Source organism: Mesorhizobium sp. GW821-FHT07A06 (assembly GCF_059419085.1).
Genome location: NZ_JBWKRC010000013.1, coordinates 143,371 through 163,333, shown reverse-complemented (window position 1 = coordinate 163,333; position 19,963 = coordinate 143,371). Strand labels below are relative to the sequence as shown.

Here is a 19,963-nt window from a genome sequence, read left to right as displayed (position 1 = left end):
TTTTGGGGGGATTTCTTGGAACCATCCAATGAGGGCAAGGCGAGCGCCGTGTTTCGCAGCGCCGGAGAAATGGCTGAACGTATCGGCACGTTTGGCTGGAGCGCCACTTCTATTGGACCGGTCTCTTCGTGGCCAACCGAGCTCAAGACACTCGTTGATCTACTTTTAGGCTCCGCGCAGCCCATGTTCGTCGTCTGGGGCCAGGATCGCATCTGGCTCTACAATGATGCCTTCATCCCAATCCTTGGCCGCAAGCATCCTATGGCTCTCGGCCTGCCCAGCCAACAGGTGTGGGCGGAGGCGTGGCAGACGATCGGCCCGATGTTTGATCGAGTTTACCAGGGCCAGTCCGTCCACATGGATGAGCTCGAGGTCAGGATCGACAAGCTTGGCTCGCCGGAAGAAACACATTTTACATTCTCCTACAACCCGATCACGGAGGCGGGAACCGGGGCCGTCGGCGGACTGTTTGGGGTGTGCACGGACACCACGGCTCGATTTCTAGCCGAAAAACGCGAGCGCCTTGCCGCTGAGCGTCATATCCACCTGTTCGAACAGGCCCCTGGTTTCATAATTATCATGCGCGGGTTCGACCATGTGGTCGAATTCGTGAACGACGCCCATCGCCAGGTGTTCAACAGCGGTGACTGGCTCTCGAAGCCCATACGGGATGCCTTTCCTAGCCTTGAGGGACAAGGTTTCTTTGAACGCCTCGATGATGTCTTCAGAAGCGGTACGACGTTTGAAGCGCAGGGGGTTCCGGCACGATTTCGCCGATCGGCGAATAGCCCCGAAGAAACACGCTACCTGACCTTTATCTGCGCCCCTCTCTACGACGGCGAGAATATAATCACAGGAATATTCTGCGAAGGGTTTGACGTCACGGACACATTTCGTGCGAGAAAACGCAGTGCCGCCCTCGCCGAACTTGGGGACATTGTCCGCCTGGTCGAAGACCCTGACGAACTGGCTTACGCTGCTGCCGAAATCATTGGGCGCGAGCTGGAGGTGAGCCGGGCCGGATATGGCACGATCGATCTGGCGAACGAAACCATCTCCATCGAACGCGACTGGAATGCGCCTGGGATCAAGAGCCTCGCTGGAGTGCTGCATTTTCGTGACTACGGCACGTATATCGATGACCTCAAACGCGGCATTACCGTTGTCGTTGAGGACGCGGACAAAGACCCTCGGACGAGCCAGAACCCGGAGGCTCTGAAAGCGATCAGCGCTCAATCCCTTATCAACATGCCAGTCACTGAACGGGGTGGTTTTGTGGCGCTGCTCTACCTCAATCATGACAGGCCCCGAGCTTGGGCCGACGAAGAGATAGAGTTTGTTCGGGAAATGGCGGAGCGGACCCGCACCGCGGTTGAACGGCGGCGGGCAGAGGCGGAATTGCGACAGAATGAAGGTCGCTTGCGCTTCCTCGACGGACTTGGAAAGGAGACGTCGAAAAGTAAAAACGCGGACGCGGTGCTCGAAATCACGACTAGGATGCTTGGCGAGCATGTCGGCGTCGCAATCTGCGCCTATGCTGATATGGAGCCGGACCAGGACCATTTCACCATCCGGGGGGACTGGCACCGGCAAGGCTCTTTCAGCATCGTTGGATACTACAGTCTCCGCGACTTTGGACAACTTGCCGTTCTGCGGCTCCAACAGGGTCTGCCGCTGATCATCAATGACAATCGCCTCGAACTCGCCCCGGAAGAAGCCGCGACGTTTCAGAACATCGGCATTGCTGCGACCATTTGCATGCCCCTGGTCAAAGAAGGACGCCTGACCGCGCTTATGGCGATCCACGACAGTGCTCCGCGCGTCTGGACACAGAATGAGCTTGCGCTTCTCACTGAAGTGACCGAGCGGTCGTGGGCGCATATAGAACGCGTCAGGTCCGATCAGAGCGCTGCCGAGACTGCGGAGCGCCTGAGCTTGGCCACCCAGGCGGCCGCGATCGGCATCTGGGACTACGACCCGGTCGCTGACCGGTTGCGGTGGGATGCGCGATGCCGCGCATTGTTCGGCATTACGTCGGACGATGCGGTATCGTACGAGGGATCCTTCATCGCCGGTCTCCATCCCGATGACCGCATCCGGGCAGATGAGGCGGTCAGGCGGGCAATTGCTCCAGACAGTCTGGAGGGATTTAACATCGAGTACCGAACCATTGGCCTGGAGGACCACATCGAGCGTTGGGTAGCCGCAAGCGGGCATGCGATTTTCGAAGATGGCAAGGCCGTTCGATTTATCGGCACAGTTGTCGATATTTCCGATCGCAAAAAGGTGGAACGGCACCTCAAGATCATGAACGACACCGGGGCGGCGGTTGCTGCGGAGCTCGATCTCGACAAGATCGTGCAAATCACCACCGATGCCGGCCTGGAACTTTCCGGAGCCCAGTTTGGGGCCTTTTTCTACAATGTGCTTGACGATCAGGGCGGCAGCTACATGCTCTATGCCCTGTCCGGCGCCCCACGTTCGGCCTTCCAGGATTACCCCATGCCGCGCGCGACGGCTGTGTTCGAACCGACCTTCCTCGGGACGGGCGTCGTTCGATCGGACGATATCCTCAAGGATCCACGATACGGAAAGAACGCGCCGCGCAAAGGTATGCCGGAAGGCCATCTGCCGGTTCGCTCCTATCTGGCGGTACCGGTTGTGTCCAACTCAGGCGAAGTTCTGGGCGGTCTGTTCTTTGGTCACGCGGAGACCGGCAAGTTTCGTCTTGAACATGAAAGTGCCCTTCTTGGCATCGCTGGCCATGCCGCAACGGCGATCGACAATGCGCGCCTCTTCCAATCCAGTGAGCGTGAGTTGGCTGAAAGGCGGCGTGCCGAGGCCGCACTGCAGACACTCAACTCCACGCTCGAACAACGGGTCATCGATGAAGTGGCAGAACGCTCGAAGGCAGAGGAGCAACTGCGGCAGGTTCAAAAGATGGATGCGGTCGGCCAGTTGACAGGCGGCATTGCGCACGACTTCAACAACATGCTCGCGGTCATCATCGGTGGGCTCAATCTGCTTCAGCGCAAACTGTCCAAAGGCGAGACTGACGTCGGCCGATTTGTCGAAGGCGCAATGGATGGAGCGCATCGCGCGGCCGCCCTCACTCAGCGGCTGCTTGCCTTCTCTCGACAACAACCGCTCAAGCCGGAGCCCATCAATGCCAACCGCCTGGTTGGTGGCATGACCGAGCTGTTGATGCGCACACTCGGAGAAACGATCACGGTGGAGACGGCGTTCGGAGCCGGTCTCTGGCAGGTCAAGGCCGATCCCAGTCAGTTGGAGAGCGCTCTGCTCAACCTCTCGGTCAACGCGCGGGACGCCATGCCCAGCGGCGGCAAGCTGACCATCGAGACGTCGAACGCCTATGTCGATGAGCGATACGCTCGTGAGTCCGCCATCGCCGCGGGTCAATTCGTGCTGATTGCCGTGACCGATACCGGTACGGGCATGACCGCGGAAGTTCTCGCCAAGGCGTTCGATCCCTTCTACACGACCAAGAGTGTCGGCAAGGGCACCGGGCTTGGCCTAAGCCAGGTTTACGGCTTTGTCCGGCAATCGGGCGGCAATGTGAAGATATACTCCGAGCTCGGCGTGGGCACGACGATCAAGATCTATCTGCCCCGGTATTACGGCAGCACCGATCAAGACTCCCAAAAGCCCAGATCAAAGTCGATCGATGGTGGCCTTCCAAGTGAAATCGTCATGGTGGTCGAGGACGAGGATCGCGTGCGAGCAGTATCGTCGGAAGCTTTGCGCGAGCTTGGCTATACCGTCGTCGAAGCCAGTGGTCCCACCGAAGCGATCAAGATGATTGAAGGCGGGCAGCGACTGTCCCTGCTTTTTACCGACGTCGTCATGCCCGAGATGTCGGGCCGGCAGCTGGTTGATATCCTGCGCAAAAAGAACCCCAAGCTCAAGGTTCTTTACACCACCGGCTACACGCGCAACGCAATCGTTCACAACGGAATCCTCGATCCTGGAACGCAGCTTTTGCCGAAGCCTTTCAGCCTTGAAGACCTCGCCGAAAAGTTGAGGACGATTCTCGACGGTCCTTCATAGCACGCGCCAGCTCAGCATCTCGGCCCGCGCGACGGAACGATTTACATGCACTGTCGTTTGACCTGACCGGAAGAGGATGAATGAAATGGCCGCACCGCGTGCTGTCGGGAAAGGCTTTTTGAAGGTTGGCTCGGTTACCTGCGACATCAAGATTGTGGGCGCCACCCAAAGATTCACTTCAAGATTTTGAACCGCAAGGACGGCCTGCCTGTCAAAAGCGTCTACGCCGACGAGAAGACAGGGAGCCGGTCGAAACGGAAGACCAGGTCAAGGGCTTCGAGGCGGAGACGGACGAATTCCTCCAGATCGAGCCGGACGACATCAAGGCACTCAAGCTCATCTCGGATCACACATTGGAGGTCGGTGAGTTCGTCGCGATCGGCGAGATCGACACCCCCTATCTGGAGAAGCCCTACTTTCTCATTCCAGCCGACGGCGCGGCCGTTGAGGCTTACGGCGTGATCCGCGATGCCATGAAGAACAAGAACGTCGCAGCCCGGTCCTGCATCGTGCTCTATCAGCGCGGTTGTTATTCAGCCCTACGGCAGGGGCATGGTGATGACCGAGCTGCGAACCCACAACGAGATGGTTTCCGTAGAGAGTGTCTTCGGCGGTCTTACCGAGGCGGAATACGATCCTGAGTTGCTCGAAATCGCCGGCATGCTAATCGACAAAAAGGTGACCACTTTCGATCCGTCGGAATTCGAAGACACCTACGAAGATGCGATGATTGCCATGATCGACGCGAAGCGCAGGGGCAAGGCGCCCCCAAAGGCGGCGCCCAAGCCCCAGGAGAACGTCATCAACCTGGCCGAGGTGCTCAAGAAAAGCCTCGCGCAGGAAGGATTGGCGAAGCCAAAGACGAGCACTCCGAAGCGCAAGAGCGCTTAATGCAAACCCACACCGAGTTGATCAAGGAGCCATTTGTGACTCAATTGAGTGTCGAGCAATGTCGGGCGGCGCTAGCTTTGGTGGACTGGTACAAGCCAGGCTCGGCGCCAAAGCGCGAGTCAGTGAGGGAACCGTTCGGGATTTCGAGAAGAGCAAGCGCGTTCCGGCCGGCGACATGCTGGTTGCGATACGATCGGCGCTTGAGCTGGCGGGGGTTGCATTTCTAAGTGATGGCGAGACGATCAATGGCGGACTGGTCGGATGGGTTCTGCCCGTCTGACTGGTGAGTCTTGTCGTCCACCTCATTGACGGGGCGCATCAGTCCAACGCCATTCGTGGGTTTCTTGTTTCCCGCCGCGTCCTGAGAGAACGCATCCGAAGGATCGGCGCCGGTCTTTGCCGGATATTTTGTTGCCCCGGTTTCGCGATGGTTTTCGTTGTCAGACATGTGTTGGTTCTCCATGTGGTTAAAGATAACCACCCCCGGCAGTGCTAGTTCCGCCCAGATGGAACATTCCCTACGGCCGGTCGTTGGCCAGAAAGGAGACACGAAAATGGCCACGATCAAAAACCTCGGCGCGGCGATTGGGCCAGCCGGCGCCGAGATACAGCGTCAAGGCCTGAACGGCAGCGACGAGGATCAAACGTCAGGCACCCCCCAAGCCGGCAGGGGCTTCTCCTACAACAAACGCCCTCTGGCAGTACCCTTTCCCTGCCATACAAATCGATGCGCGGCCGGTGGCCGGCAAAACACCTTGTCCGACCAACCGACCGGGAGAATAATCATGCCGCCCAAACCAGAGCCAAATGAGGAACCGCCGGTAGATGCCCCGGCCTGGACTCCCGACATGCGAGAGCCTGACCCGGATCTTTTGCCGGACGAACTTCCTCTCCCCAATCCCGACGAGAACCGTGATCCCCCAAAGCGAGCGCTGCAATGAGCATCGATGTGGTGCGCAGCGGTGGCTGCCTTTGCGGTGCGGTTCGCTTTTTAGTGAGAGGCGCACCCCTGCGCGTCGGACTTTGCCATTGCCAGGATTGTCGGCGCACATGCGGCAGTGCGTTCACCTTCTTCGGCGTTTGGCCGCGACCTGCTTATCAAGGCGCTGGAAACCTGCGGGCTTTCGAAGGACGGAGCTTTTGCCCAGAATGCGGATCGCGCGTTGCCTCGCTGCGGGAGGAAGAGGCCGAGATCATGCTCGGGACCCTCGATAGTGCCCCCAGCGATATCATACCAGGCTATGAACTTTGGATCGGCCGTCGCGACCCCTGGCTGATGGATTTGCAGTGGGCTGAGCAGTTTGAGCATGACCGAGACCCGCGTGCGATAGACGCGCCATCGATTGAGCCTGAACCCAGCCCCACCTCAGCAGCAGGATAGTTGACTGCAACCAGGCGTGTCCTGCCTGGACAACCATCCAGGTCGACAGCGATCGATGAGCGATGGGTGGTGGCCCATCACATACGGCCACGCATGCACTTGAGGCCCCGTCCCCAACCTCTACTATCTGATTTGCCATTTGACCGGGGACATGATGGGCAACGCGACAGCAAGCAATCTGTTTGTACGCGCCAGGCGTTGGGCTATCGCCTTAACGCAGCAGAAAAGCGTCACCGGAACCGATGGCGAGATGTCGTTCGGGTTGTGGTTCGCCAACATGCTTGGCGCGGAGACTGTGTTTCGAGGCGCAAAAATCTGAACGATCGAGATCGAACCTGGGGACGGCCGCCACTGCGTGGCAATGCTGGTCCGGGGTGCTGGGCGCGGCACCATTGTCCTGACAGGGCACTACGACACCGTCTCGACACATGACTATGGACAATTAGAAGACCTAGCGACCGAACCTCAACAGCTCAGCCTTGCCTTGGCAAAGAGCTTGCACATGGCCGAGACGTCAGCCGCCCAACTGGCGAAAACGGATCTCGCTTCAGGAGAATTTCTTGCCGGGCGTGGCCTCCTGGATATGAAGGCTGGCCTTGCCGCTGGATTGGCCGTCTGCGCGGAATTCGCCGACCGTGTTGGGCCTATCGGCAACTTGCTCTTCATCGCCGTGCCCGACGAAGAGAACAATTCCGCAGGCGCGCGCAAGGCTGTTCAGGTGCTACCCGAAATAGCCAGGGAGCACGACCTGGATATTGCGGCCGCCGTCAACCTGGACGCCATCGCAGACGATGGCGACGGCAGAAAGGGTCGCGTCATCGCATTGGGAACAGTCGGCAAATTGCTGCCCACCGTTTTCGTGGCAGGCGTTCCCGCGCATAGCGGCTTTCCCTTGACTGGGCTCAATGCGGGCGCGCTCGCTGCCGCCATCGCAGCGCGCATTGAATGGGCCCCGGAGCTTACCGACGGTTCCCAGGCGCTGCCGGGAACCCCGCCAAGCCTTCTAAGTATCCGCGATGGCAAGGCCGGCTATGACGTGACCACGCCTGCGACAGCCTTTGCCACGTTCAACGTGCTGAGCTATCGGCGAACGCCAGACGAGGTGCTGGAGCGTTTCGACAGGCTATGCCTCGATGCCGAGAGAGACTATCGGGCACAGCTCACTGGGCGGATCGGTTCGAGGCGCAGCGACTTCATCGAGAGCATCCCCCTGTATCGATACGAAGCCGTGCTGGGCCGCCTCGAGGCGGAAGCGATATCGAAGCTTGACGCCCTCAGCGCTTCCCTCGCCACTGGCTTGCTTCCTTTGCCCGAGCAATGCCGGATCGTGACCGAGGAAGCCTGGAAGCTGAGCCAGCTACCAGGCCCGGCAATCATCACGGGGTTTGGCTCGACCCCTTATCTGGCCACCAACCTTTCAGATACGCCGATAGCAGCGAGACTAAGGGCAATCGCCTACGACATAGCAGCTGGATCGAGCGTCCGTTACGGCAGCGCTATCAGTTGCACGGAGTACTTCGCCGGCATTTCGGACATGAGTTTCTTTGGCGAGGCCGCCGCGTCGGGTTTCGATGTGGTCGGCAGGAACACGCCAATGTGGAGGGACGGGGTTCGATGGCCGAAGGCAAATGGGTTAGCCAACATACCGACCATCAACATCGGTCCATGGGGCCGAGACTACCACACGCCGCTGGAACGTTTGCATACAGGCTATGCGTTCGATGTCCTGCCACGGATCCTCCGGGATGTCTGCGAGGCACTCCTAAGTACCACTATCCGGTGACGTGGAATGCGCGCCCCTGTGACACCATCGATGGCGATTGTCTCATGTCTTCAATATCTGCACGAACGTGCACTGTTTCGGAGCCTTGTCAGGGCGCCACCGCATGAACTTGGTACCGTGTCGGAAGCGATTGCCGGTGACATGGTCGAACTGGATTTCCACCACCAGGTCGGGCTTCAATGGCTCCCACTCTCCGCTCCTCTCGGTGCTCCAACGGCTTGGTCCTCCCGGCGCTTTGCCAGTGAAGCCCGGAGGCGCGCGCAAAGCTTCGAGTTGTCGAGTCAGCTCTGATCGATCCTCCTGCGCGATCGTCGAAGTAAATCCGACATGGTCGAGCTTGCCCTGGTCGTTGTAGAGTCCAAGCAACAACGATCCGACTTCGCGCGCGTTCGCCAAGTAGCGAAAGCCACCGACCACGCAATCGGCTGTGCGCAGCCGCTTGACCTTGACCATGGCGCGCTCGCCGGGCCGATATTCGTCGTCGACAAGCTTAGCGACAACGCCGTCTGTTGAACCGCGACCGGATTCGCGAAGCCATTGCGTTGCCGTTGTCAAATCCCGTGTGCAACGCGACAATTCGAGATCGGCATGTCCCGCTGACTCGACGAACGCATCCAATGCCTCGCGCCGCGCAGAAAGCGGTTGACGCATCAGGCTGGCATCCGGACTTGCCAGAACATCGAACAGGATCAGTTTGGCAGGTGTTTCGACAGACAGTTTCTGAATCCTCCTTTCCGCTGGATGCAAGCGCATTTGCAGCGCGGCGAAAGAGAGCTAGCCGTCGATGTCAATGACGATCTCACCATCGACCACGAAGTCTTTGGCCTTCAGCTCACGCAACATCGAGACGACTTCCGGGAAGTATCTGCCGAGTGGCTTGCCCGATTTTGCTCGCAAGTCCACCTCATTACCGGCTTTGAAAGCCAAGCAGCGAAAGCCATCCCATTTGGGTTCATACTGCCATTTGCGTCTATCACTCGGCAACGCGTTCGCGGTCTTCGCCTCCATCGGCTCCGTCACCACCGGAATGGCGAAAGATAGCTTTTCTTTTTTCGAATTCATGCCGCGAGCTTCGCAGAATCAAGCCGTTTGATGGCAGTGCTGCTTGACCTCCCGAACGGGTCGTAATCGGCCCGGTTGAGCGACCTCTGCAGGAAGCCAAGCACGGTAGACTGTGTATATCTTTGGATCACGCCTCGATAAGCTCGATTGGAAAGTTTAGTTCCATCGTGTCTGATGGGCTACGGCCCGGTTGCTATTTCCGCCTAATTATCGTCGTCGTCGATACGATCGAAAGAGACAAATTGGACCGCCTGCCTTCCCTGCAATGGGCCGGGTGCTTGTCCAAGGATTACGCTCGCTCTTGTCGCTATGTCTCTAAGGCGGCGCTGCAGAACAGCAACAAACATTGGAAATGACAACGCGAGCGGCGCGCCGCGCATTTGAACAGCTTTTCGAAACCGAAAAGAAAATCGATCACAGCTGATTTCCGCAGGAACCCGCCGCGACCATCCAAGTTGGATTAGCACCCGAAGGGTGATGTCAACCAAAGGAGATTGTCAGATGGCACCCACGAAGAAAGCCAGTGGCGGCACCAAGAGCCTGGAGGATCTGTTCCTCAATGGCCTCAAGGACGTTTACTACGCCGAAAAGAAAATTCTCAAAGCTCTGCCGAAAATGGCCAAGGGCGCGGAGGACGCCCAGGTGTCCGCCGCTTTCGAAAAACATCTTGTCGAGACCGAGGGCCAGGTCGAGCGGCTTGAGCAGGTGTTCGATATCCTTGGCGTTGCCGCGCGCGGCAAGACGTGCCCTGCCATCGACGGCATCATCGAGGAAGGATCCGAGATCCTCGAGGAATACAAGGGCTCGACCTCGATCGACGCCGGCCTTGTCGCCGCCGCGCAGGCAGTCGAGCACTATGAGATCGCGCGCTATGGCACGCTAATCGCCTGGGCGACATCGCTTGGCAAGAATGACATCGTCGAGCTGCTGAACGCAACACTTGAAGAAGAGAAGGCCACCGATGAAGCCCTGACCTCCCTGGGTGAGTCGGGCGTGAACGACAGAGCGGCCGAGCAGCAAAAAGCGGCCTGAGCCCAGACAGACAAAGAAGGGCCATGGCGACATCGCCGTGGCCCCTACCGTGTAGGTAGGACACCACCTGTCCAACGGGGTACAAGTTGCTCAGTGGAGGCGGTCTCAATATGCTGCCCGTATCGACTGCTGAAGAGCCCGATCATGGCATCATGGGCCTGATCGGAGGCGCTGCAGAGCGCATCCTGGACCACAATGGTCCGCAAGCCATAGTCTGCCGCGCCCAACACGGTCGAAAGCACGCACATATCTGTTTCGCCGCCGGTGACGATAACGGTGCCGCAGCGCCGCTGCGCCAGTAGAGTGCGAAGGTCCGAACCAAGCCATGGAGAATATACCGGCTTGTCAATGACTGGCGCAGGGGGCGAAAACGCTCGAGGTTCCGGCACCAAGTGCACCTGTCCCGGCCAATGCGCTCAAGCGTCATGTCTGTCCATCGTTGATAATCGCGTTTCCAAGTACCCTGCCCGTCCAGGGGAGCCTCGCTGGTATAAACCGCGTGAAGACCAACCTTGACAGCTGCGTAGTGCACAGGTCCACGATCCTGGGAAGCACACGTTCCATCCACGGCAATGACCACGGCCACGGCTCTCGGAACATTGCCTACATGTCGACGCAGATATGCACTGCATTGCCGTCGATGGGTTCCTCTCGAAAGGTAGGGGCGGCGGCCATGTCAGCGCGAAAATTGCGACGGGGATTGCTGCGCATCGAACGCAACACCCAGGCCGTGGGCCACGGCGCTTGCGGCGATCATGGCATCCAGTTCGCTTCTGGAAACAGGACAGGCTTTCATAACAGTCAGGACAGCCGCCGCTGCCTGCCTCACCGATACAACGTCGTGCCGCTTCTTGCGCACCTCGACGTACTGCTCGATAAGCATTTTGAGGCGACGCTCCTCTACCTCGTGTGACATCTTGATCCTCCACCTTCTACCAGATCGACCACCGCAACAGTGCCCCTGGTGGCACCCTGCTAGGATTTCAATCGCTGTTAATTTGCGGCTCTGATCCTTGTTCCCCGCCCGGGCACAAGGCGTCGAATTTCAACGATTTCGCGGGAGTTGAACCAGCAATGAATTCGCCAACGGTCGGCAACGCTTTAGCGTTATTGACGTTCAAGTTAGTCGGCAGTCGAGGAAGCGTTAATGAACGAAAAAGACCTATCCCATATTCATGGTGATCAGCCGGCGGCAGTCACGCCGGGCGCGCTTCCAGACCGAAAGGAGGTGCCGGCCACAGCGTTTCAGCGGACACGGATGCCGATGGTGGTGACCCGACGCCACACAGCATGATTACCCAATAGTTCTTGCAACGAATCCTTCCTGAAATTGACAGGATACAATGCTGAAGAGGTTCTTGGCAGAAACTGCCGGTTCCTGCAGGGGCCCAGCAACTTCTAAAATCGCCGTTTCGGAAATACGAGCTGCGATAAGAGAGGAGCGGGAGGCCAGCGTCGAAGTCCTTAACTACCGCAAGGATGGATCGGCCTTCTGGAATCAGATCACCTCAGCCCAATTCACGATGATAGCGGTCGAGTTGTGTATCACTTCGGCTCCCAAATCGACCGCACAGACCATCGGAGGATCCAGTCTTTGGAAGAATCCGAGCATCGGCTTCTTCTTGAGGTAGACCATCGCCAACAACGTACTTGCCATTGTTGACAGCATCGTTCGGCTTACTCGATCGGACGATCGCTGCCCTGTATGCAGCCTCGGTACAGCAGCGTGTGCAGTCCCTGGCCCGAGCCCACGGCTTGCTTTCCCGACGCGGCTGGCATTACGTTCCGCTGCGGGAGACCATTCGGACCCAGTTGGAGCCCTACGGCGCGACACGGGCGGTCTTGAATGGCCCGGACGTCATGCTTGCAGCCCACGCCGTCCAACCGCTTGCATTGTTCCTTCATGAGCTCGCCGTGAACGCAGCATCGCATGGGTCGCTGTCCCAGGACACTGGGCAAGTCGCCATCAGTTGGAACGGTTCCGCAGACCAAAGGTCTTGCGCTCGTTTGGGAAGAAACCGGGGGCCCGCCCGCGGATTTCCGAAAGGCAGGTTTTGGCACCGTGATCGCCGAAGCTACGATCAGGCGACAGCTTCAGGGGTCTACAGAGCGGCAATGGTCAGATCGCGGCGTAAGAGTCGTCGTTGAGGTGCCAAACGTCACGAGCGAGACATAGCAACCCCTACCGCACATGACTTGCGGGCTCTTTTTTTGAAAATCGGGGACGCGCCTACAATCTGAGCGCTGGCTTCCGGTACCGGTGCCGGACACCAACCTCGCGGCTGGCAAAGCTTTCCGGACCATTGGCAATGATGCTAAGCGCTGGCCAGGGCTCGAAATCCGTCCGCGGCGGCACTGCGGCGTCGGCCGGCTTCGACATCCCGGTAATGCCAATCTTGTCGGCGACCGTGGAACCGAGCCCCTCATCGATGTTTAGCAATTGCGCAATCATCCGCTCGCTGAATGTTGGGGTTTGACCTTGCTCAGTTCAAAGGTCAAAGCCGGAGCACGTGGCGTTGTTCTGGTGGGATCTGGCTATTGAAAAACGGAGCAGCTTGGCTTTAGTGATCGGCCAGACTGTCGCGACGCCGCCGATGTGTTGACTTCGGCTGCTGGAGTATCCGGCATAGTGCTCTTCAATGAAACGCTTGAGAATGATCGGCTCAATTTTTTGAACGAGGCGGTTGGTCCAGCTCGGCCGATGCGTGTTGCAATTCGGAAAAATCGACGGAGGCGACGATGTCTCCGCTACGGTCTCGCGCCCTGACGGCCCATCCCACCGGTGCGTCCCCCCGAGACAGGGCGTCTTTCCACAAATCCTCGGCTGATCGCCTGCATTCGTCGCGCACCGCGTCCAGACTGGGAAAGACGAGGCCAGCCACCTCGCGGATTTCCCCATCGTCATGATACTCAAGCCGATACTCGTCCCCGGCGTCGGCTAGCAACAGCTTGCGAGCGCTCTCTTCGTCGACACTAAATTTGGCGGCGTGCAAAAGCATAATCTTGGATTTCTCGATCAGCTCTTCAGGAGATAGGGCTGCCTGTTGCGCAACGGTAACCAGTATGTTGTCACCCCCCTCGCCGCAGAACTCCACAACGTTGTTGGCAACGCGGACTTCCAGAACTTCCATGGCTATGATTCCTTCACATCTGATCTTTGTAAGGTTGTTTGGTAATTCCGACCTGCTTGGCCAGATCTGAAACTGGCGGCACGCCGGCCTCGAACTGACATGTGTTCGCCAGTTGCAAGTCGCAACGGGAAGTAGATGGCATCGCGGCCAGCCGGTGACATATCCTCGTACAGGCGCTTATCGCCGGTGAAGGAGCCTTTCCGGTTCTCAACGCCTCGTCGATTTCGTCGATGGTGAGGAGCCCTTTACGAACCAAGGCGTTGTTGGTCGCCGCGATCGCCATCAGAAGATCCTCCAGCTTCATCCAACGTGCTCCGTTACATGAATTCCAAGGCGTCGTTTTACCCGTCGGGTTTCCTTCGGGGACGTTGGGGAACTTTCCAAACGAGGCGAGGTTCCACAGCCAACAGCCCTCCAAACACCGATAGGGCTTGTTGTTAGCTGTTGGCGAACGCCGCATTTACCCATGTTCTAGAATGCCGCCACGCTCGGCGACACGCTGCATTTGCGGCAGCAAGTCCTTTTCTCGACCATCGAAAGCGAATGACAGGCCGGTGATCGAGACTACGGTTTAATCACGACCTTGATGCAGCCATCCTTTTTGTCGCGGAAGGTCTGGTATGCCTCCGGTCCTTGTTCCAGCCCAATGCGGTGGGTAACAAGAAAGGACGGGTCGATCTCGCCGTCCTCGATGAGTTTCAGCAGCGGTTGCAAGTAGCGCTGGACGTGTGTTTGGCCCGTTTTCATTGTCAACCCTTTGCCGACGAACAATCCCATCGGTGAGGCTCCCAACGAACACTCCGGGCAACGAGACAGTGCCGCCGGGCCGGCAGGCCATCAGCGCCTGTTGCAGCGCATAAGGTCTCTCCATCGCCGTAAGGTCCGTCTGCAAGGTCTCTATGACGCCACCGGGTCCATGGCTTTCCATGCCGACCGCTTCGATGACTGAATCGGGGCCTTTACCATCCGTCATAGCCAGGATGTGCTTTTGCAAATCTTCATCGTCATATCTCAGCGTCTCCGCCCCCGACGCTTGGGCAGGCGTCAGGCGTTCGGAAACGATGTCAAGCGCGATTACCCGGCCCGCCGAGCAGGCCGCTCGCAGGCTCCATGACGACCTTCGGGGCTCGTGCGGACGAATTCGCGCGGCCCAAACGATGTCCACTCAGCGCGCGAACGCCGGCAGCATCCCCAATCAATTTGAGCGCGTTCGCATCGTCTGGGAACAAACCCGCCGCAAGCAGGTTTGAATTCACCACTCTCAACTGAGGAATAATATCATGAGAAACAGTCTTCGCCTGGCGTCGCTGTCGCTAGCGACGTCGATGATATTTGCGTGGCCAGCACTCGCTGTCGAGACAGCCCAGGAGTTCGTCACCAAGGCCGCGATCGGCGGAATGTTCGAAGTCCAGTCAAGCAAGGCCGCCCAAGACAAGCTGCAGGATCAAGGTCTCAAGGACTTCGCCCAGAAGATGATTTCCGATCATGGGGCCGCCAATGCGAAGCTTGAGAGCATCGCCGGAGAACAGAAGTTGAAGGTGCCCACCGACCTCGATGCTGCACGCAAGAGTGATGTCGACAGGCTGCAGGCGGGTACGGCGCCAGTAGACGCGTCTTATCTCGAAATGCAGAAGGCGGCCCACGCCGATGCGGTCGGCCTGTTCGAGGCTTATGCCAAGGACGGTGACAACGCCGCACTAAAATCCTTCGCGGCCGATACGTTGCCTACACTCAAGATGCATCAGGATATGATTCAGAAGGTCGCAATAACGGCGCCTGCTTCTGACGGCACCGCACCGGCAGTCAACAGCGGCGCCACCAATCCGGCAGCTCCTATTCCCGGCGCCAACAGCTTCACCGAGGCCCAGGCCAAGAGCGCGATCGAAAAGGCGGGTTATGCCGACGTCTCAGGCCTGAAGAAGGACGACCAAGGCATCTGGCGCGGCACAGCAAGCAAGGACGGTAAGTCGACGCCGATCGCGCTCGACTACCAAGGCAACGTCGTTGCCGGCACCAAGTGATTCAGAAAGCGAGGAGAGTTAAATGAAAACCGTAACAGGACTGTTTGACAATTACGACGATGCCAACGATGCAGTAGGCGAACTCGTAGCCACCGGCGTCCCACGCGATGATATCAGCATTGTGGCCAACAACGCGACCGGCTGGCACAAGGAAGACGACGAGGCCGAAGCCGCCGGGGATGCGGCTACGGGAGCTGGCGTGGGCGCCGTCATTGGCGGCGCCGGCGGCTTGGCAACAGGCCTCGGCCTGATGGCCATCCCCGGGGTGGGACCTGTCGTTGCAGCCGGATGGCTGGCTGCCACTGCTGTCGGCGCGGTTGGCGGGGCAGTGGTTGGTGGTGCTGCTGGAGGCATCATCGGCGCCATGACGAACGCTGGCGTCCCTGAAAACGATGCGCATGTCTATGCCGAAGGCGTTCGCCGCGGCGGCACGATGGTCACGGCCAAGGTCGACGATAGACTTGCGCCGAATGCCGAACAAATCCTCAAGCAATATAATTCGGTCGACGTCGCGGGCCGACGCAGTGAATATGAGGCTGGAGGCTGGACCGGTTTCGACCCGAACGCCGACGTCTATACCGGAGACGACCTGCAGCAGGTTAGACGTGGACGCGATCTTTGAAGCGAAACCCGCAAGGCGGCCAAGGCCACCTTGCTTCACCAATTCGGGATCAAGTCAGCATCAATTGGGCGACCCGCCAAACTGATAGGTTGCAACAAGTGGCGTCGAGTCCATCGCCTTTTGTGGAGGATTGAAATGGCTGATGATAAAAGCAAACGAGACTTTCGCGACCGCGACCACGTGTCCGCTGACGAGGACTACGAGGTAGAATATTTCGCCAGCAAGGCAGGGATCACTCCTCAGCAAGTGAGAGAACTCATCGCGAAGCACGGCAACAATCGCGATAAACTGGAAAGGGAAGCACAGGCTCTGCGAGGCCGAGCTTGAGGTAGGTGTTCGAAGTGGTTGAGCCGGGTGCGCAATGCTATATGGCTTCTGCCAACCGTATCGGTTGGCTTCTACCAGATCATTCGCAAGACCCGTCAAGCACTAGCATCTTCGCCCTCACGCCAAAAAGATCGAAGACCAACGCAAGAGCGCAGGTCCGCGGCAGACAGCGCGGGCAATGTGCACACCGTATCGTGTTGGTGAGGTGCAGATGGTGTCGGCCCGCTTCATCACAAACCTTGAATTCGAACGTGCGTTTGGTGCCATGTGGATGTGATCCTCTTATGATCGCCGCGAGCGCTCACAGACCTGCTTCACGCGCGTCATCTGTTGAGCCTTGGTCTCGGCGAACATCACCATATCGAAGAGTCCTCAAGTGGAGATCAGCTGCAACGTCGATCGGAGAAGGACGTTCCACGGCCTCTTCCGCAAACCGTTCGCGGGGGTTGAAGGACATCACGAGGCGCTCTCAGAGGGAACAAATCATCTCCCGGCAAATTCGTATCAAGCATAGCTAAAACTTTAAACCAGGAGGAGGAAACGATGGGGTTTTTCGGCAAGTATTTTTCAGGCCTCTTGGGCAAAAGAGAACAGCCAGAAAAGCGCAGCGGCGACATGCGTAAGACGACCGGGGCCGGCCCCGCTCTGGCGGCCCACTCAAAGGATGCAAAGACTTCAGCTCCCAGCGGTCAAAATGCGAAGGCAGCGAGGAAGAATTCCGATGGGTGATCTAGAAGGAACCCGGGAATATCTCCACCGCAGTTCCAGCGACCTGCTTCCCGGTCGGGTGGTTTCGTCCGGTGCGATTTGACGATACGTCGAGCGAGGTTCTCGTTGCGCTACGACCCAGCGGTTTAAAATTCACATGCGCGATATCCCGGCGCCCGGTGCGGTGGTCTTTGGTGACCTTGGCGAGGTCGAGCCCCTAAGCCGTAAATTTGGCGGCGATCGCGGCACACCACTCGACCGCTACTACATCGAGAGTTTCCTGCAGCGCCATGCGGAGGATATTCAAGGACGTGTCGCGGAGATCGGCGACGATGTCTACACGCGCCGTTTTGGCCTGGCTCGAGTTGTAATTTCCGACATTATCGACTCGCCGGAGAGCACCAATCCTCACGCCACGATGCGCATTGATCTCCAAAACGAGAATGCCGTGGAGGGCGGGCGCCTTGACTGCATCATCGTGACCCAGACTCTCCACATGATCTACGACGTGCGGGGTGCAATTGCTACGATCCATCGTGCCCTGGCATCAGGTGGCGTTGTGTTGGCGACAGTACCAGGCATCACTCCGATCGACGCGCATGACGGGCCAGAAAAGTGGTTCTGGGCCATGACACAGAGTGCTGCACGACGCCTGTTCGAGGAAAAGTTTGGGGCAGCCGCAGTGGAGGTACAGCAATTCGGCAATGTGCTCGCAGCCACAGCCTTTTTGCAAGGCCTCGCTGTCGAAGAGATCGACCCCGAAAGGCTCGACATTGTCGACCCCCTTTACCCTGTTATTACAGGGATCAAGGCTACCAAATCCTGACCCTGCTGTCTCGTCGAAACCGTTCAGGGAACAGAGTGAAGGCGGGCCTTGTCGGGACGGGATCCCAGCAGCTGCCGGAAGACATGACTCGTCAGGGTTGCCGACTGGCGGATATCGAAGCTCGCCTGCGCCCGCCTCACGCTCGCGCCAGCCATTGATTTTAGCTTAGCTGGGTTTGATAAAAGTGAGATTGCAGCAAGGGCTACACCTTCCCAGTCACCGGGGTATTCCGAGACGATGCCCGGCCATTCGGTGGTTCCTATAAGAATTCCTGTTTCACCCGTCGCGACGATTTCCGGTACGCCGCCGACGCCGATCGCCACGACCGGCACGCCAGATGCCATGGCCTCCAGGATGGTGAGAGGCATCGCGTCAGCGCGCGACGTATGCAACAGCAAATCGAGTGCCGGATAGATGCGATGTGGTTCGCGTGCGAGCCCGACCATATGGATGCGGGATCCCAGTCCCGCACGATGAACTGTGGCGGTGAGATCCTTTTCCATGGACCCGGTGCCAACCATTGCGAAATGCACCTCTGGGCGCCTTTGCAGTATGAATTCGGCTGCTTTGAGAAATTTGTCGGGGCCTTTTTCCCAAGCCAACCTGCCAACGAACCCGACCAACAGATCGTCAGGGCCGATGCTGATCGTTTGGCGGAAATCCAAAGGGTCAGCCGACATAGGATGATACATTGCCAGGTCGACCCCGTTTGGAACGAGACTGACAAGCTCCGGCGCCAAACCCACGGCAAGTGCTTGTGACCAGGCTTCGCGGCATACCACAATGGTGTGGCTCTCGGTTGTGCGCGCCACGCTGATTTCCTGCGGATGCAAGCTCATGCCATGCAAGGTGGCAACGGTCGGCGTCCCGCTCAGTCGGCCGGCCACCGCCGCCACGGTATGGGCGTTCATCAGGTGAGCGTGCAGCAGGTCGACACGCGTTTCACGCACGAGCGTACAGATAAGTTCAACTGTCTTCCAAGGTGGATCGTCACGCAGCGGCGCAATGTATACGTCCCTGCCTTCCGATCTCAACAATGCGGTGTAAGGGCTTTCATAGGGGCACAGGAGCGAGACTTTGTACTCGTTCGATGGCAGGTTCGCAGCCAGATTGCGCACGTAATTTTCCATGCCGCCGACAATGGCATTGCCCAACACCTCAAGGACATGCGTGCGCTCATCAGTTTGGCCGCCTGGTAGCACCCGTGGGGTCCGGGCCATCAGTTTCCTCCTTGCGCAGGTCGCAGCCTTAGCCAATCCATTGCCGTCCCCGACATGATTGCATTTCGCTCATCGGTAGCGACATCGAGCTGATCGAGAAGCCCCCCGACCTCGTCTAATGCAGCGTGGATATGAGCACCGCTGCACGGCAAGAAACGGTCGCTCCCGAATTGCAGCGAGCGTGGCCCGATCACGTCGATTGCCTTGCGAAAAACCTCGTTACGATAAATTGGAGGTGGTCCAAAGGACAGGTCGAAGCGAAACTGGCTCTCGGCTGGATCTACGCCATTGATCCGGTCGATAACACCGACAGCATTGGCTTCGTCACACCAAGGCCAGCCTAGGTGAGCCAAAGTCACGCGAAGGCCGGGATGATCGCGAACCGCTTCATAGAAGGACGGCCGGCAGAACCGGCCAGATCGGCCGTCAATAAAAATTCCGCTATGAAACAGGATGGGAAGATCTAGTTTCGCGGCGACGGCGTACACACGGTGAGCGCACTCATCATACGGATACCATCCGGTTGGGACCATCTTCAGCGCGTGAATACCGGGGAGCGCGGCTGCCTCCTTGAGATCGTCGGCTGCTTGCGGATGGAGCGGATTGACAACCGCGAACCCAACCAGCCGATCCGAGTGGCCCTTGACGAGCTCGGAAAGGTACCGGTTGCCGGCACGCAGCGACTCGCGGTCGTTGAGCGAGTAAGGCGGGGTCAGGAACGGCGCCAGCAGGAAGGCAATGTCCACGCCCGCATCGTCAAGCGTCCGTAGCACATCTGCCGTCGTCTCTCGACCCGATGTATGAAGGTGTGCATCAACAATCATTGGCGCCTCCCCGCCGACAACTTGCGGAGGTGATGCCCGTTCCCGCCCTGCCAAGAAAATCGTGGGT

The 19,963-nt window shown here is 58.5% G+C and carries 20 protein-coding genes and 3 pseudogenes; 13 read left to right on the top strand and 10 right to left on the bottom strand.

Annotation, left to right across the window (positions count from 1 at the left end; all coding sequences use genetic code 11):
- Nucleotides 1-69: 69 nt before the first annotated feature.
- The 3 genes from AC07SZ_RS30035 (at nucleotide 70) to AC07SZ_RS30025 (ending at nucleotide 4,959) form a co-directional block, all read left to right on the top strand.
- Nucleotides 70-4,068 carry a GAF domain-containing protein gene (locus AC07SZ_RS30035; RefSeq protein WP_494917169.1) on the top strand — a complete coding sequence of 1,333 codons (3,999 nt, stop codon included), beginning with the start codon at nucleotides 70-72 and terminating at the stop codon, nucleotides 4,066-4,068.
- 125 nt (nucleotides 4,069-4,193) lie between these two features.
- Nucleotides 4,194-4,709: a Ku protein gene (locus AC07SZ_RS30030; RefSeq protein ID WP_494917118.1), complete on the top strand. Its 516-nt coding sequence runs from the start codon at nucleotides 4,194-4,196 to the stop codon at nucleotides 4,707-4,709.
- Nucleotides 4,627-4,959: a Ku family protein gene (locus AC07SZ_RS30025; protein ID WP_494917175.1), complete on the top strand. Its 333-nt coding sequence runs from the start codon at nucleotides 4,627-4,629 to the stop codon at nucleotides 4,957-4,959. Before AC07SZ_RS30030 ends, AC07SZ_RS30025 begins: the two co-directional genes overlap by 83 nt.
- A gap of 223 nt (nucleotides 4,960-5,182) precedes the next feature.
- On the opposite strand, the gene AC07SZ_RS30020 is transcribed toward AC07SZ_RS30025, so the two are convergent.
- A complete protein-coding gene (locus tag AC07SZ_RS30020) occupies nucleotides 5,183-5,407 on the bottom strand; it encodes a hypothetical protein (RefSeq protein WP_494917117.1) in 225 nt (74 codons plus the stop codon).
- A 106-nt stretch (nucleotides 5,408-5,513) separates the two neighbouring features.
- Between AC07SZ_RS30020 and AC07SZ_RS30015 the strand changes: the two genes are divergently transcribed.
- From AC07SZ_RS30015 to AC07SZ_RS30000, 4 genes are all read left to right on the top strand, one after another.
- Nucleotides 5,514-5,900: a hypothetical protein gene (locus tag AC07SZ_RS30015; RefSeq protein WP_494917116.1), complete on the top strand. Its 387-nt coding sequence runs from the start codon at nucleotides 5,514-5,516 to the stop codon at nucleotides 5,898-5,900.
- Nucleotides 5,897-6,340: a GFA family protein gene (locus tag AC07SZ_RS30010; RefSeq protein ID WP_494917115.1), complete on the top strand. Its 444-nt coding sequence runs from the start codon at nucleotides 5,897-5,899 to the stop codon at nucleotides 6,338-6,340. Before AC07SZ_RS30015 ends, AC07SZ_RS30010 begins: the two co-directional genes overlap by 4 nt.
- A 154-nt stretch (nucleotides 6,341-6,494) precedes the next feature.
- A complete protein-coding gene (locus AC07SZ_RS30005) occupies nucleotides 6,495-6,659 on the top strand; it encodes a hypothetical protein (RefSeq protein WP_494917112.1) in 165 nt (54 codons plus the stop codon).
- Between the two features lie 42 nt (nucleotides 6,660-6,701).
- A complete protein-coding gene (locus AC07SZ_RS30000) occupies nucleotides 6,702-8,123 on the top strand; it encodes a M20/M25/M40 family metallo-hydrolase (RefSeq protein WP_494917167.1) in 1,422 nt (473 codons plus the stop codon).
- Nucleotides 8,124-8,165: 42 nt separating this feature from the next.
- On the opposite strand, the pseudogene AC07SZ_RS29995 reads toward AC07SZ_RS30000, so the two are convergent.
- Nucleotides 8,166-9,185, bottom strand: a pseudogene (locus AC07SZ_RS29995) (ATP-dependent DNA ligase).
- Between the two features lie 501 nt (nucleotides 9,186-9,686).
- On the opposite strand from AC07SZ_RS29995, the gene AC07SZ_RS29990 reads away from it, so the two are divergent.
- On the top strand, nucleotides 9,687-10,217 hold the full coding sequence (locus tag AC07SZ_RS29990; protein WP_494917110.1) for a YciE/YciF ferroxidase family protein: 531 nt from the start codon (nucleotides 9,687-9,689) through the stop codon (nucleotides 10,215-10,217).
- Nucleotides 10,218-10,261: 44 nt separating this feature from the next.
- Here the strand turns inward: AC07SZ_RS29990 and AC07SZ_RS29985 are convergent, their stop codons facing one another.
- Nucleotides 10,262-10,606 (bottom strand): cysteine hydrolase family protein, encoded by a 345-nt coding sequence (locus tag AC07SZ_RS29985; RefSeq protein WP_494917165.1) that lies wholly within the window; start codon nucleotides 10,604-10,606, stop codon nucleotides 10,262-10,264.
- 287 nt (nucleotides 10,607-10,893) lie between these two features.
- Nucleotides 10,894-11,133 (bottom strand): hypothetical protein, encoded by a 240-nt coding sequence (locus AC07SZ_RS29980; RefSeq protein WP_494917109.1) that lies wholly within the window; start codon nucleotides 11,131-11,133, stop codon nucleotides 10,894-10,896.
- Between the two features lie 231 nt (nucleotides 11,134-11,364).
- On the opposite strand from AC07SZ_RS29980, the pseudogene lov reads away from it, so the two are divergent.
- Nucleotides 11,365-12,393, top strand: a pseudogene (lov, locus tag AC07SZ_RS29975) (blue-light-activated histidine kinase).
- 90 nt (nucleotides 12,394-12,483) lie between these two features.
- Here lov and AC07SZ_RS29970 read toward each other — a convergent pair.
- From AC07SZ_RS29970 to AC07SZ_RS29955, 4 genes and pseudogenes are all read right to left on the bottom strand, one after another.
- Nucleotides 12,484-12,811 (bottom strand): annotated as a pseudogene (locus AC07SZ_RS29970) (catalase-related domain-containing protein); the annotation flags it as partial.
- Nucleotides 12,812-12,880: 69 nt separating this feature from the next.
- Complete coding sequence (locus tag AC07SZ_RS29965; RefSeq protein WP_494917107.1) at nucleotides 12,881-13,348, bottom strand: DUF6894 family protein; 468 nt, start codon at nucleotides 13,346-13,348, stop codon at nucleotides 12,881-12,883.
- A gap of 13 nt (nucleotides 13,349-13,361) precedes the next feature.
- On the bottom strand, nucleotides 13,362-13,652 hold the full coding sequence (locus AC07SZ_RS29960) for a hypothetical protein (RefSeq protein WP_494917105.1): 291 nt from the start codon (nucleotides 13,650-13,652) through the stop codon (nucleotides 13,362-13,364).
- 260 nt (nucleotides 13,653-13,912) lie between these two features.
- Nucleotides 13,913-14,125: a hypothetical protein gene (locus AC07SZ_RS29955; RefSeq protein ID WP_494917103.1), complete on the bottom strand. Its 213-nt coding sequence runs from the start codon at nucleotides 14,123-14,125 to the stop codon at nucleotides 13,913-13,915.
- 503 nt (nucleotides 14,126-14,628) lie between these two features.
- Here AC07SZ_RS29955 and AC07SZ_RS29950 point away from each other — a divergent pair.
- From AC07SZ_RS29950 to AC07SZ_RS29935, 4 genes are all read left to right on the top strand, one after another.
- Nucleotides 14,629-15,369, top strand: a complete 741-nt coding sequence (locus AC07SZ_RS29950; RefSeq protein WP_494917101.1) for a DUF4142 domain-containing protein — start codon at nucleotides 14,629-14,631, stop codon at nucleotides 15,367-15,369.
- A gap of 22 nt (nucleotides 15,370-15,391) precedes the next feature.
- Nucleotides 15,392-15,991 carry a general stress protein gene (locus AC07SZ_RS29945; protein WP_494917100.1) on the top strand — a complete coding sequence of 200 codons (600 nt, stop codon included), beginning with the start codon at nucleotides 15,392-15,394 and terminating at the stop codon, nucleotides 15,989-15,991.
- A gap of 135 nt (nucleotides 15,992-16,126) precedes the next feature.
- Nucleotides 16,127-16,318: a DUF3606 domain-containing protein gene (locus AC07SZ_RS29940; RefSeq protein WP_494917099.1), complete on the top strand. Its 192-nt coding sequence runs from the start codon at nucleotides 16,127-16,129 to the stop codon at nucleotides 16,316-16,318.
- A gap of 865 nt (nucleotides 16,319-17,183) precedes the next feature.
- Nucleotides 17,184-17,852 carry a methyltransferase domain-containing protein gene (locus tag AC07SZ_RS29935; RefSeq protein ID WP_494917098.1) on the top strand — a complete coding sequence of 223 codons (669 nt, stop codon included), beginning with the start codon at nucleotides 17,184-17,186 and terminating at the stop codon, nucleotides 17,850-17,852.
- Nucleotides 17,853-17,875: 23 nt separating this feature from the next.
- On the opposite strand, the gene AC07SZ_RS29930 is transcribed toward AC07SZ_RS29935, so the two are convergent.
- Both AC07SZ_RS29930 and AC07SZ_RS29925 read right to left on the bottom strand, forming a co-directional pair.
- Nucleotides 17,876-19,072 carry a glycosyltransferase family 4 protein gene (locus AC07SZ_RS29930; protein ID WP_494917096.1) on the bottom strand — a complete coding sequence of 399 codons (1,197 nt, stop codon included), beginning with the start codon at nucleotides 19,070-19,072 and terminating at the stop codon, nucleotides 17,876-17,878.
- Nucleotides 19,072-19,896, bottom strand: a complete 825-nt coding sequence (locus AC07SZ_RS29925) for an amidohydrolase family protein (RefSeq protein WP_494917094.1) — start codon at nucleotides 19,894-19,896, stop codon at nucleotides 19,072-19,074. Before AC07SZ_RS29925 ends, AC07SZ_RS29930 begins: the two co-directional genes overlap by 1 nt.
- Between the last annotated feature and the right edge of the window lie 67 nt (nucleotides 19,897-19,963).

What these genes read in the sequence shown, in the direction of transcription:
- AC07SZ_RS30035 (WP_494917169.1), top strand. Translation starts at nt 70, where the DNA reads ATGGCTGAACGTATCGGCACGTTTGGCTGGAGCGCCACTTCTATTGGA.
- AC07SZ_RS30025 (WP_494917175.1), top strand. Translation starts at nt 4,627, where the DNA reads ATGACCGAGCTGCGAACCCACAACGAGATGGTTTCCGTAGAGAGTGTC.
- AC07SZ_RS30020 (WP_494917117.1), bottom strand. Translation starts at nt 5,407, where the DNA reads ATGTCTGACAACGAAAACCATCGCGAAACCGGGGCAACAAAATATCCG.
- AC07SZ_RS30015 (WP_494917116.1), top strand. Translation starts at nt 5,514, where the DNA reads ATGGCCACGATCAAAAACCTCGGCGCGGCGATTGGGCCAGCCGGCGCC.
- AC07SZ_RS30010 (WP_494917115.1), top strand. Translation starts at nt 5,897, where the DNA reads ATGAGCATCGATGTGGTGCGCAGCGGTGGCTGCCTTTGCGGTGCGGTT.
- AC07SZ_RS30005 (WP_494917112.1), top strand. Translation starts at nt 6,495, where the DNA reads ATGGGCAACGCGACAGCAAGCAATCTGTTTGTACGCGCCAGGCGTTGG.
- AC07SZ_RS30000 (WP_494917167.1), top strand. Translation starts at nt 6,702, where the DNA reads ATGCTGGTCCGGGGTGCTGGGCGCGGCACCATTGTCCTGACAGGGCAC.
- AC07SZ_RS29990 (WP_494917110.1), top strand. Translation starts at nt 9,687, where the DNA reads ATGGCACCCACGAAGAAAGCCAGTGGCGGCACCAAGAGCCTGGAGGAT.
- AC07SZ_RS29980 (WP_494917109.1), bottom strand. Translation starts at nt 11,133, where the DNA reads ATGTCACACGAGGTAGAGGAGCGTCGCCTCAAAATGCTTATCGAGCAG.
- AC07SZ_RS29965 (WP_494917107.1), bottom strand. Translation starts at nt 13,348, where the DNA reads ATGGAAGTTCTGGAAGTCCGCGTTGCCAACAACGTTGTGGAGTTCTGC.
- AC07SZ_RS29960 (WP_494917105.1), bottom strand. Translation starts at nt 13,652, where the DNA reads ATGAAGCTGGAGGATCTTCTGATGGCGATCGCGGCGACCAACAACGCC.
- AC07SZ_RS29955 (WP_494917103.1), bottom strand. Translation starts at nt 14,125, where the DNA reads ATGGGATTGTTCGTCGGCAAAGGGTTGACAATGAAAACGGGCCAAACA.
- AC07SZ_RS29950 (WP_494917101.1), top strand. Translation starts at nt 14,629, where the DNA reads ATGAGAAACAGTCTTCGCCTGGCGTCGCTGTCGCTAGCGACGTCGATG.
- AC07SZ_RS29945 (WP_494917100.1), top strand. Translation starts at nt 15,392, where the DNA reads ATGAAAACCGTAACAGGACTGTTTGACAATTACGACGATGCCAACGAT.
- AC07SZ_RS29940 (WP_494917099.1), top strand. Translation starts at nt 16,127, where the DNA reads ATGGCTGATGATAAAAGCAAACGAGACTTTCGCGACCGCGACCACGTG.
- AC07SZ_RS29935 (WP_494917098.1), top strand. Translation starts at nt 17,184, where the DNA reads ATGCGCGATATCCCGGCGCCCGGTGCGGTGGTCTTTGGTGACCTTGGC.
- AC07SZ_RS29930 (WP_494917096.1), bottom strand. Translation starts at nt 19,072, where the DNA reads ATGGCCCGGACCCCACGGGTGCTACCAGGCGGCCAAACTGATGAGCGC.
- AC07SZ_RS29925 (WP_494917094.1), bottom strand. Translation starts at nt 19,896, where the DNA reads ATGATTGTTGATGCACACCTTCATACATCGGGTCGAGAGACGACGGCA.